Consider the following 12,181-nt stretch of genomic DNA (forward strand, 5'->3'; position numbering starts at 1 on the left):
AATATACATCGTATCTTGAAACCCTTGGTTGAAAGAAATTGTTCTTTCAAAACTGGATAAACGTGCATTGAATGTTTCAAACATTTTGGTTAAGTCCTCGATCGATTAGTATTCGTCAGCTCCATGTGTCACCACACTTCCACCTCGAACCTATCTACCTCATCGTCTTTGAGGGATCTTACTTACTTGCGTAATGGGAAATCTCATCTTGAGGGGGGCTTCATGCTTAGATGCTTTCAGCACTTATCCCGTCCACACATAGCTACCCAGCGATGCCTTTGGCAAGACAACTGGTACACCAGCGGTGTGTCCATCCCGGTCCTCTCGTACTAAGGACAGCTCCTCTCAAATTTCCTACGCCCACGACGGATAGGGACCGAACTGTCTCACGACGTTCTGAACCCAGCTCGCGTACCGCTTTAATGGGCGAACAGCCCAACCCTTGGGACCGACTACAGCCCCAGGATGCGATGAGCCGACATCGAGGTGCCAAACCTCCCCGTCGATGTGGACTCTTGGGGGAGATAAGCCTGTTATCCCCGGGGTAGCTTTTATCCGTTGAGCGATGGCCCTTCCATGCGGAACCACCGGATCACTAAGCCCGTCTTTCGACCCTGCTCGACTTGTAGGTCTCGCAGTCAAGCTCCCTTGTGCCTTTACACTCTACGAATGATTTCCAACCATTCTGAGGGAACCTTTGGGCGCCTCCGTTACCTTTTAGGAGGCGACCGCCCCAGTCAAACTGTCCGCCTGACACTGTCTCCTGCCCCGCTAAGGGGCATGGGTTAGAATTTCAATACAACCAGGGTAGTATCCCACCGACGCCTCCTTCGAAGCTGGCGCTCCGAGATCTCTGGCTCCTACCTATCCTGTACAAGTTGTACCAAAATTCAATATCAGGCTACAGTAAAGCTCCACGGGGTCTTTCCGTCCTGTCGCGGGTAACCTGCATCTTCACAGGTACTATAATTTCACCGAGTCTCTCGTTGAGACAGTGCCCAGATCGTTACGCCTTTCGTGCGGGTCGGAACTTACCCGACAAGGAATTTCGCTACCTTAGGACCGTTATAGTTACGGCCGCCGTTTACTGGGGCTTCAATTCGCAGCTTCGCTTGCGCTAACCACTCCTCTTAACCTTCCAGCACCGGGCAGGCGTCAGCCCCTATACGTCACCTTACGGTTTTGCAGAGACCTGTGTTTTTGCTAAACAGTCGCCTGGGCCTATTCACTGCGGCTCTCATGCGCTTGCACGCTCAAGAGCACCCCTTCTCCCGAAGTTACGGGGTCATTTTGCCGAGTTCCTTAACGAGAGTTCTCTCGCACACCTTAGGATTCTCTCCTCGACTACCTGTGTCGGTTTGCGGTACGGGCACCTCTCACCTCGATAGAGGCTTTTCTTGGCAGTGTGAAATCAGGAACTTCGTCCATACGGACTCGCCATCACAGCTCAACGTTACAGTGTGCGGATTTGCCTACACACACGCCTTACTGCTTGGACGCGCACAACCAACGGCGCGCTTACCCTATCCTACTGCGTCCCCCCATTTCTCAAACGGTGAGGAGGTGGTACAGGAATATCAACCTGTTGTCCATCGCCTACGCCTATCGGCCTCGGCTTAGGTCCCGACTAACCCTGAGCGGACGAGCCTTCCTCAGGAAACCTTAGTCATACGGTGGACGGGATTCTCACCCGTCTTTCGCTACTCATACCGGCATTCTCACTTCTAAGCGCTCCACCAGTCCTTCCGGTCTGACTTCAACGCACTTAGAACGCTCTCCTACCACTGACATCGTAGATGTCAATCCACAGCTTCGGTGAATCGTTTAGCCCCGATACATTTTCGGCGCAGCGTCACTCGACCAGTGAGCTATTACGCACTCTTTAAATGATGGCTGCTTCTAAGCCAACATCCTGGTTGTCTGTGCAACGCCACATCCTTTTCCACTTAACGATTACTTTGGGACCTTAGCTGGTGGTCTGGGCTGTTTCCCTTTTGACTACGGATCTTATCACTCGCAGTCTGACTCCCGTGTATAAATATCTGGCATTCGGAGTTTGTCTGAATTCGGTAAACCGGGATGGCCCCCTAGTCCAAACAGTGCTCTACCTCCAGTATTCTCATCACGAGGCTAGCCCTAAAGCTATTTCGGAGAGAACCAGCTATCTCCAAGTTCGATTGGAATTTCTCCGCTACCCACACCTCATCCCCGCACTTTTCAACGTGCGTGGGTTCGGGCCTCCAGTAAGTGTTACCTCACCTTCACCCTGGACATGGGTAGATCACCTGGTTTCGGGTCTACGACCACGTACTAATTCGCCCTATTCAGACTCGCTTTCGCTGCGGCTCCGCCTTCTAAAGCTTAACCTCGCACGTAATCGTAACTCGCCGGTTCATTCTACAAAAGGCACGCTATCACCCATTAACGGGCTCTAACTACTTGTAGGCACACGGTTTCAGGATCTCTTTCACTCCCCTTCCGGGGTGCTTTTCACCTTTCCCTCACGGTACTGGTTCACTATCGGTCACTAGGTAGTATTTAGCCTTGGGAGATGGTCCTCCCGGATTCCGACGGAATTTCACGTGTTCCGCCGTACTCAGGATCCACTCAGGAGAGAACGAACTTTCGACTACAGGGCTTTTACCTGCTCTGGCGGACCTTTCCAAGTCGCTTCATCTAACTCGCTCTTTTGTAACTCCGTATAGAGTGTCCTACAACCCCAAGAGGCAAGCCTCTTGGTTTGGGCTCTTCCCGTTTCGCTCGCCGCTACTCAGGGAATCGATTTTTCTTTCTCTTCCTCCAGGTACTTAGATGTTTCAGTTCCCTGGGTCTGCCTTCAAGACGCTATGAATTCACGTCAAGATACTACGCGATTAAACGTAGTGGGTTCCCCCATTCGGAAATCTCCGGATCAAAGCTCACTTACAGCTCCCCGAAGCATATCGGTGTTAGTGCCGTCCTTCTTCGGCTCCTAGTGCCAAGGCATTCGCCGTGCGCCCTTAATAACTTAACCAAGTTATTAAGCCTATAAAAAACTTAAAAAATAAATGTGTTTGTTACAATTTCAATGTCGTTTTATCCAGTTTTCAAAGAACAAAAAAAATGGTGGAGCCTAGCGGGATCGAACCGCTGACCTCCTGCGTGCAAGGCAGGCGCTCTCCCAGCTGAGCTAAGGCCCCAAGAGGTATATATGGTGGGCCTAAATGGACTCGAACCATCGACCTCACGCTTATCAGGCGTGCGCTCTAACCAGCTGAGCTATAGGCCCTCTTAGAAGTTTTATTTTTTTATAAACCTTCAAAACTGAACGCAAAACGTAATCTTACAAACCCTAGGTTTGTATTCCGAAAATATCCTTAGAAAGGAGGTGATCCAGCCGCACCTTCCGATACGGCTACCTTGTTACGACTTCACCCCAATCATCTATCCCACCTTCGGCGGCTGGCTCCAAAAGGTTACCCCACCGACTTCGGGTGTTACAAACTCTCGTGGTGTGACGGGCGGTGTGTACAAGGCCCGGGAACGTATTCACCGCGGCATGCTGATCCGCGATTACTAGCGATTCCGGCTTCATGTAGGCGAGTTGCAGCCTACAATCCGAACTGAGAACGACTTTATCGGATTAGCTCCCTCTCGCGAGTTGGCAACCGTTTGTATCGTCCATTGTAGCACGTGTGTAGCCCAGGTCATAAGGGGCATGATGATTTGACGTCATCCCCACCTTCCTCCGGTTTGTCACCGGCAGTCACCTTAGAGTGCCCAACTAAATGATGGCAACTAAGATCAAGGGTTGCGCTCGTTGCGGGACTTAACCCAACATCTCACGACACGAGCTGACGACAACCATGCACCACCTGTCACCGTTGTCCCCGAAGGGAAAACTATATCTCTACAGTGGTCAACGGGATGTCAAGACCTGGTAAGGTTCTTCGCGTTGCTTCGAATTAAACCACATGCTCCACCGCTTGTGCGGGCCCCCGTCAATTCCTTTGAGTTTCAGTCTTGCGACCGTACTCCCCAGGCGGAGTGCTTAATGCGTTAGCTGCAGCACTAAGGGGCGGAAACCCCCTAACACTTAGCACTCATCGTTTACGGCGTGGACTACCAGGGTATCTAATCCTGTTTGCTCCCCACGCTTTCGCGCCTCAGCGTCAGTTACAGACCAGAAAGTCGCCTTCGCCACTGGTGTTCCTCCAAATCTCTACGCATTTCACCGCTACACTTGGAATTCCACTTTCCTCTTCTGCACTCAAGTCCCCCAGTTTCCAATGACCCTCCACGGTTGAGCCGTGGGCTTTCACATCAGACTTAAAGGACCGCCTGCGCGCGCTTTACGCCCAATAATTCCGGACAACGCTTGCCACCTACGTATTACCGCGGCTGCTGGCACGTAGTTAGCCGTGGCTTTCTAATAAGGTACCGTCAAGGTACAGCCAGTTACTACTGTACTTGTTCTTCCCTTACAACAGAGTTTTACGATCCGAAAACCTTCTTCACTCACGCGGCGTTGCTCCATCAGGCTTTCGCCCATTGTGGAAGATTCCCTACTGCTGCCTCCCGTAGGAGTCTGGGCCGTGTCTCAGTCCCAGTGTGGCCGATCACCCTCTCAGGTCGGCTACGCATCGTCGCCTTGGTGAGCCGTTACCTCACCAACTAGCTAATGCGCCGCGGGCCCATCTTATAGCGACAGCCGAAACCGTCTTTCAGTATTTCACCATGAAGTAAAATAGATTATTCGGTATTAGCCCCGGTTTCCCGGAGTTATCCCAAACTATAAGGTAGGTTGCCCACGTGTTACTCACCCGTCCGCCGCTAACGTCAAAGGAGCAAGCTCCTTCTCTGTTCGCTCGACTTGCATGTATTAGGCACGCCGCCAGCGTTCGTCCTGAGCCAGGATCAAACTCTCCATAAAAAGAAATTTGATTAGCTCAAATTGTTTTGCTGGCATCATGTTTGATGTCCAAAATTTGTTTCGTTCACTAACTCAAGGATAGCTACTTAAAACTTTATTGATTACGTTTTGCTTGTTCAGTTTTCAAGGTTCATTTATTTTAATTGGTGGAGCCTAGCGGGATCGAACCGCTGACCTCCTGCGTGCAAGGCAGGCGCTCTCCCAGCTGAGCTAAGGCCCCTAAATTTAAGAAAAAATGGTCGGAATGACAGGATTCGAACCTACGACCCCTTGGTCCCAAACCAAGTGCTCTACCAAGCTGAGCTACATTCCGTTTGTTTTATTGGCGCGCCCGGCAGGAGTCGAACCCACAACCTTCTGATCCGTAGTCAGACGCTCTATCCAATTGAGCTACGGGCGCTAATTATAAAAATAAAATGGTGCCGAGGGCCGGAATCGAACCGGCACGGTAGTCACCTACCGCAGGATTTTAAGTCCTGTGCGTCTGCCAGTTCCGCCACCCCGGCACATTTGGAGCGGAAGACGAGGTTCGAACTCGCGACCCCCACCTTGGCAAGGTGGTGTTCTACCACTGAACTACTTCCGCATGTGCATAAGATTTATTTATCCTGGCAATTATGAAATTCTTAAAAAATGGTGCGGGTGAAGGGAGTCGAACCCCCACGCCTTGCGGCGCTAGATCCTAAGTCTAGTGCGTCTGCCAATTCCGCCACACCCGCATATTTTGTTGGCAATTTAAATGGTGAGCCATGAAGGACTCGAACCTTCGACCCTCTGATTAAAAGTCAGATGCTCTACCAACTGAGCTAATGGCTCAAAACTATGGTGCCGGCGATAGGAGTCGAACCCACGACCTACTGATTACAAGTCAGTTGCTCTACCAACTGAGCTACACCGGCAAATGGTGGAGGATGACGGGCTCGAACCGCCGACCCCCTGCTTGTAAGGCAGGTGCTCTCCCAGCTGAGCTAATCCTCCTGGGTATAATGCCTAGCGACGTCCTACTCTCACAGGGGGAAGCCCCCAACTACCATCGGCGCTAAAGAGCTTAACTTCCGTGTTCGGTATGGGAACGGGTGTGACCTCTTTGCCATCATCACTAGACTATTTTAAAGACAAGATTTATTATAACACATTTTGTTATAATTGCAAGCTTTTTTTAAAAACTTTCTTGTTCTTTCAAAACTGGATAAACGTGCATTGAATGTTTCAAACATTTTGGTTAAGTCCTCGATCGATTAGTATTCGTCAGCTCCATGTGTCACCACACTTCCACCTCGAACCTATCTACCTCATCGTCTTTGAGGGATCTTACTTACTTGCGTAATGGGAAATCTCATCTTGAGGGGGGCTTCATGCTTAGATGCTTTCAGCACTTATCCCGTCCACACATAGCTACCCAGCGATGCCTTTGGCAAGACAACTGGTACACCAGCGGTGTGTCCATCCCGGTCCTCTCGTACTAAGGACAGCTCCTCTCAAATTTCCTACGCCCACGACGGATAGGGACCGAACTGTCTCACGACGTTCTGAACCCAGCTCGCGTACCGCTTTAATGGGCGAACAGCCCAACCCTTGGGACCGACTACAGCCCCAGGATGCGATGAGCCGACATCGAGGTGCCAAACCTCCCCGTCGATGTGGACTCTTGGGGGAGATAAGCCTGTTATCCCCGGGGTAGCTTTTATCCGTTGAGCGATGGCCCTTCCATGCGGAACCACCGGATCACTAAGCCCGTCTTTCGACCCTGCTCGACTTGTAGGTCTCGCAGTCAAGCTCCCTTGTGCCTTTACACTCTACGAATGATTTCCAACCATTCTGAGGGAACCTTTGGGCGCCTCCGTTACCTTTTAGGAGGCGACCGCCCCAGTCAAACTGTCCGCCTGACACTGTCTCCTGCCCCGCTAAGGGGCATGGGTTAGAATTTCAATACAACCAGGGTAGTATCCCACCGACGCCTCCTTCGAAGCTGGCGCTCCGAGATCTCTGGCTCCTACCTATCCTGTACAAGTTGTACCAAAATTCAATATCAGGCTACAGTAAAGCTCCACGGGGTCTTTCCGTCCTGTCGCGGGTAACCTGCATCTTCACAGGTACTATAATTTCACCGAGTCTCTCGTTGAGACAGTGCCCAGATCGTTACGCCTTTCGTGCGGGTCGGAACTTACCCGACAAGGAATTTCGCTACCTTAGGACCGTTATAGTTACGGCCGCCGTTTACTGGGGCTTCAATTCGCAGCTTCGCTTGCGCTAACCACTCCTCTTAACCTTCCAGCACCGGGCAGGCGTCAGCCCCTATACGTCACCTTACGGTTTTGCAGAGACCTGTGTTTTTGCTAAACAGTCGCCTGGGCCTATTCACTGCGGCTCTCATGCGCTTGCACGCTCAAGAGCACCCCTTCTCCCGAAGTTACGGGGTCATTTTGCCGAGTTCCTTAACGAGAGTTCTCTCGCACACCTTAGGATTCTCTCCTCGACTACCTGTGTCGGTTTGCGGTACGGGCACCTCTCACCTCGATAGAGGCTTTTCTTGGCAGTGTGAAATCAGGAACTTCGTCCATACGGACTCGCCATCACAGCTCAACGTTACAGTGTGCGGATTTGCCTACACACACGCCTTACTGCTTGGACGCGCACAACCAACGGCGCGCTTACCCTATCCTACTGCGTCCCCCCATTTCTCAAACGGTGAGGAGGTGGTACAGGAATATCAACCTGTTGTCCATCGCCTACGCCTATCGGCCTCGGCTTAGGTCCCGACTAACCCTGAGCGGACGAGCCTTCCTCAGGAAACCTTAGTCATACGGTGGACGGGATTCTCACCCGTCTTTCGCTACTCATACCGGCATTCTCACTTCTAAGCGCTCCACCAGTCCTTCCGGTCTGACTTCAACGCACTTAGAACGCTCTCCTACCACTGACATCGTAGATGTCAATCCACAGCTTCGGTGAATCGTTTAGCCCCGATACATTTTCGGCGCAGCGTCACTCGACCAGTGAGCTATTACGCACTCTTTAAATGATGGCTGCTTCTAAGCCAACATCCTGGTTGTCTGTGCAACGCCACATCCTTTTCCACTTAACGATTACTTTGGGACCTTAGCTGGTGGTCTGGGCTGTTTCCCTTTTGACTACGGATCTTATCACTCGCAGTCTGACTCCCGTGTATAAATATCTGGCATTCGGAGTTTGTCTGAATTCGGTAAACCGGGATGGCCCCCTAGTCCAAACAGTGCTCTACCTCCAGTATTCTCATCACGAGGCTAGCCCTAAAGCTATTTCGGAGAGAACCAGCTATCTCCAAGTTCGATTGGAATTTCTCCGCTACCCACACCTCATCCCCGCACTTTTCAACGTGCGTGGGTTCGGGCCTCCAGTAAGTGTTACCTCACCTTCACCCTGGACATGGGTAGATCACCTGGTTTCGGGTCTACGACCACGTACTAATTCGCCCTATTCAGACTCGCTTTCGCTGCGGCTCCGCCTTCTAAAGCTTAACCTCGCACGTAATCGTAACTCGCCGGTTCATTCTACAAAAGGCACGCTATCACCCATTAACGGGCTCTAACTACTTGTAGGCACACGGTTTCAGGATCTCTTTCACTCCCCTTCCGGGGTGCTTTTCACCTTTCCCTCACGGTACTGGTTCACTATCGGTCACTAGGTAGTATTTAGCCTTGGGAGATGGTCCTCCCGGATTCCGACGGAATTTCACGTGTTCCGCCGTACTCAGGATCCACTCAGGAGAGAACGAACTTTCGACTACAGGGCTTTTACCTGCTCTGGCGGACCTTTCCAAGTCGCTTCATCTAACTCGCTCTTTTGTAACTCCGTATTGAGTGTCCTACAACCCCAAGAGGCAAGCCTCTTGGTTTGGGCTCTTCCCGTTTCGCTCGCCGCTACTCAGGGAATCGATTTTTCTTTCTCTTCCTCCAGGTACTTAGATGTTTCAGTTCCCTGGGTCTGCCTTCAAGACGCTATGAATTCACGTCAAGATACTACGCGATTAAACGTAGTGGGTTCCCCCATTCGGAAATCTCCGGATCAAAGCTCACTTACAGCTCCCCGAAGCATATCGGTGTTAGTGCCGTCCTTCTTCGGCTCCTAGTGCCAAGGCATTCGCCGTGCGCCCTTAATAACTTAACCAAGTTATTAAGCCTATAAAAAACTTAAAAAATAAATGTGTTTGTTACAATTTCAATGTCGTTTTATCCAGTTTTCAAAGAACAAGTTTTGAAGTATTTCATTCAGAAGAATGAACCTTCAAAACTGAACGCAAAACGTAATCTTACAAACCCTAGGTTTGTATTCCGAAAATATCCTTAGAAAGGAGGTGATCCAGCCGCACCTTCCGATACGGCTACCTTGTTACGACTTCACCCCAATCATCTATCCCACCTTCGGCGGCTGGCTCCAAAAGGTTACCCCACCGACTTCGGGTGTTACAAACTCTCGTGGTGTGACGGGCGGTGTGTACAAGGCCCGGGAACGTATTCACCGCGGCATGCTGATCCGCGATTACTAGCGATTCCGGCTTCATGTAGGCGAGTTGCAGCCTACAATCCGAACTGAGAACGACTTTATCGGATTAGCTCCCTCTCGCGAGTTGGCAACCGTTTGTATCGTCCATTGTAGCACGTGTGTAGCCCAGGTCATAAGGGGCATGATGATTTGACGTCATCCCCACCTTCCTCCGGTTTGTCACCGGCAGTCACCTTAGAGTGCCCAACTAAATGATGGCAACTAAGATCAAGGGTTGCGCTCGTTGCGGGACTTAACCCAACATCTCACGACACGAGCTGACGACAACCATGCACCACCTGTCACCGTTGTCCCCGAAGGGAAAACTATATCTCTACAGTGGTCAACGGGATGTCAAGACCTGGTAAGGTTCTTCGCGTTGCTTCGAATTAAACCACATGCTCCACCGCTTGTGCGGGCCCCCGTCAATTCCTTTGAGTTTCAGTCTTGCGACCGTACTCCCCAGGCGGAGTGCTTAATGCGTTAGCTGCAGCACTAAGGGGCGGAAACCCCCTAACACTTAGCACTCATCGTTTACGGCGTGGACTACCAGGGTATCTAATCCTGTTTGCTCCCCACGCTTTCGCGCCTCAGCGTCAGTTACAGACCAGAAAGTCGCCTTCGCCACTGGTGTTCCTCCAAATCTCTACGCATTTCACCGCTACACTTGGAATTCCACTTTCCTCTTCTGCACTCAAGTCCCCCAGTTTCCAATGACCCTCCACGGTTGAGCCGTGGGCTTTCACATCAGACTTAAAGGACCGCCTGCGCGCGCTTTACGCCCAATAATTCCGGACAACGCTTGCCACCTACGTATTACCGCGGCTGCTGGCACGTAGTTAGCCGTGGCTTTCTAATAAGGTACCGTCAAGGTACAGCCAGTTACTACTGTACTTGTTCTTCCCTTACAACAGAGTTTTACGATCCGAAAACCTTCTTCACTCACGCGGCGTTGCTCCATCAGGCTTTCGCCCATTGTGGAAGATTCCCTACTGCTGCCTCCCGTAGGAGTCTGGGCCGTGTCTCAGTCCCAGTGTGGCCGATCACCCTCTCAGGTCGGCTACGCATCGTCGCCTTGGTGAGCCGTTACCTCACCAACTAGCTAATGCGCCGCGGGCCCATCTTATAGCGACAGCCGAAACCGTCTTTCAGTATTTCACCATGAAGTAAAATAGATTATTCGGTATTAGCCCCGGTTTCCCGGAGTTATCCCAAACTATAAGGTAGGTTGCCCACGTGTTACTCACCCGTCCGCCGCTAACGTCAAAGGAGCAAGCTCCTTCTCTGTTCGCTCGACTTGCATGTATTAGGCACGCCGCCAGCGTTCGTCCTGAGCCAGGATCAAACTCTCCATAAAAAGAAATTTGATTAGCTCAAATTGTTTTGCTGGCATCATGTTTGATGTCCAAAATTTTGTTTCGTTCACTAACTCGAGGTTAGCTACTAAAAACTTTATTGATTACGTTTTGCTTGTTCAGTTTTCAAGGTTCATTTCGTTGCCGTTTCATTTCAGCAACTTTTATATCATAACATTTCTTGTTTTTGTTGTCAACATCTTTTTCAGAAGTTTTTCTCCGTTTCAGAGGCGACAACTCTTATATAATATCATTCTCGGTTTTCGATGTCAACATCTTTTTTAAATGTTTTTTCGAATCCGTTTTTGTTCTTGCGTCGTCTTAACGACAAGTAATAATTTATCACGATTCCATTACATCCGCAAGTGTTTTTTTGCTATAAAATTATCTTTTTAAAAAAATAATTAGTTAGTAAGCTATTTTGTGTTTTTTCGAGTAATAAACAACTCTTATAATCTCCTAGCTACTACTTTATTTGTTTTACTATACATCTCTTTCTCATAAATCTCAACAAGCTAAATCAATTATACCTCAGATAATTTCATCCGGAATCAGCTTTGTGCTTAGGCCTGCAGATGTTTTTTGTGCGAAAGCGCAGTGGCAGTGGCAACAACAACACGACGGTGGTCACTCAGGCGTTTTCACAGGATGTGAAGCTCTTAGCCTGAGTTCCTCTACTTCAGCGGGTGTTTGGATACCCGCTGAAAAGTGACTTAAAACCGCATTCATCTCACCATCTATAGCGGCAGGAGACTGCTATACCTGTCGCCACGCTTTCGGTACAAAAAACATTTAATGAAAGAAGTTAAACTCTAGTCCTTTTTAAACTACTCATTCTTCAGCCTTCCTCAATAATGCCTCAAAGTTGCCAGCCAGCTATTCCTAAACATCTTGAACGCATCTATGTCATCTACACATTACACTAACAAATACTCAATAGAGAAAACAGGAGCCAAAGTGCTTCTCCTGCACCTCGACTCCTGCTTATCATGTTTGTCCCTTATCAAATGAAACAATTCATTTTTCTTAAAGAGACTACTACATTAATCATTTGGTTTTTCAACTATACTTAGGCACCAAGAGAAATTATCCCACGCAGAATACCAGCCACTGAAAATTTCGGAAGAATCATCCCAACGGACGTCGAATTTTTTCTGACCGTCAATATCTACTAAATATAAAGTAAGGGTCGGATCTACCTTAGAAACCGCTAACTTCATACCGTTTTCAAGTTCTTCTTCAGTTAACACAACATCTGAAACTGAACGTACTTGTGCCTGTTCAAATACTTGTTTGTTAAAGATTTTGTAATTCATTACAAGCCCCCAATAAAACTTCTGTTACTATTTATTATTTTTTATCTGCAAAACATAGTACCCTAAAAGTATAACCT

1 protein-coding gene, 11 tRNA genes and 5 rRNA genes are annotated in these 12,181 nt (G+C 49.5%); all 17 read right to left on the bottom strand.

Annotated elements, in window-relative coordinates:
* Positions 1 to 85: 85 nt before the first annotated feature.
* Positions 86 to 3,013 (bottom strand): 23S ribosomal RNA (locus ACB089_RS24180).
* A gap of 90 nt (positions 3,014 to 3,103) precedes the next feature.
* Positions 3,104 to 3,179, bottom strand: a tRNA-Ala gene (locus ACB089_RS24185).
* 12 nt (positions 3,180 to 3,191) lie between these two features.
* Positions 3,192 to 3,268 (bottom strand) — tRNA-Ile (locus ACB089_RS24190).
* A gap of 92 nt (positions 3,269 to 3,360) precedes the next feature.
* Positions 3,361 to 4,912, bottom strand: a 16S ribosomal RNA gene (locus ACB089_RS24195).
* 144 nt (positions 4,913 to 5,056) lie between these two features.
* A tRNA-Ala gene (locus tag ACB089_RS24200) sits at positions 5,057 to 5,132 on the bottom strand.
* Positions 5,133 to 5,148: 16 nt separating this feature from the next.
* A tRNA-Pro gene (locus ACB089_RS24205) sits at positions 5,149 to 5,225 on the bottom strand.
* A gap of 10 nt (positions 5,226 to 5,235) precedes the next feature.
* A tRNA-Arg gene (locus ACB089_RS24210) sits at positions 5,236 to 5,312 on the bottom strand.
* 17 nt (positions 5,313 to 5,329) lie between these two features.
* Positions 5,330 to 5,418 (bottom strand) — tRNA-Leu (locus ACB089_RS24215).
* Positions 5,419 to 5,423: 5 nt separating this feature from the next.
* A tRNA-Gly gene (locus ACB089_RS24220) sits at positions 5,424 to 5,498 on the bottom strand.
* A gap of 48 nt (positions 5,499 to 5,546) precedes the next feature.
* A tRNA-Leu gene (locus tag ACB089_RS24225) sits at positions 5,547 to 5,631 on the bottom strand.
* Positions 5,632 to 5,652: 21 nt separating this feature from the next.
* Positions 5,653 to 5,728, bottom strand: a tRNA-Lys gene (locus tag ACB089_RS24230).
* A gap of 7 nt (positions 5,729 to 5,735) precedes the next feature.
* Positions 5,736 to 5,811 (bottom strand) — tRNA-Thr (locus ACB089_RS24235).
* A gap of 3 nt (positions 5,812 to 5,814) precedes the next feature.
* Positions 5,815 to 5,890: transfer RNA gene (locus tag ACB089_RS24240), tRNA-Val, on the bottom strand.
* 10 nt (positions 5,891 to 5,900) lie between these two features.
* Positions 5,901 to 6,016, bottom strand: a 5S ribosomal RNA gene (gene rrf, locus ACB089_RS24245).
* Positions 6,017 to 6,130: 114 nt separating this feature from the next.
* A 23S ribosomal RNA gene (locus ACB089_RS24250) occupies positions 6,131 to 9,058 on the bottom strand.
* Positions 9,059 to 9,238: 180 nt separating this feature from the next.
* Positions 9,239 to 10,790: ribosomal RNA gene (locus tag ACB089_RS24255) — 16S ribosomal RNA — on the bottom strand.
* Together the 16S, 23S and 5S rRNA genes with 11 tRNA genes alongside form the textbook arrangement of a ribosomal RNA operon.
* A gap of 1,041 nt (positions 10,791 to 11,831) precedes the next feature.
* A complete protein-coding gene (locus ACB089_RS24260) occupies positions 11,832 to 12,104 on the bottom strand; it encodes a hypothetical protein (RefSeq protein ID WP_374964274.1) in 273 nt (90 codons plus the stop codon).
* Positions 12,105 to 12,181 lie beyond the last annotated feature (77 nt).

The organism is Lysinibacillus sp. RS10 (genome assembly GCF_041956855.1).
GTDB classification, from domain to species: domain Bacteria; phylum Bacillota; class Bacilli; order Bacillales_A; family Planococcaceae; genus Lysinibacillus; species Lysinibacillus xylanilyticus_A.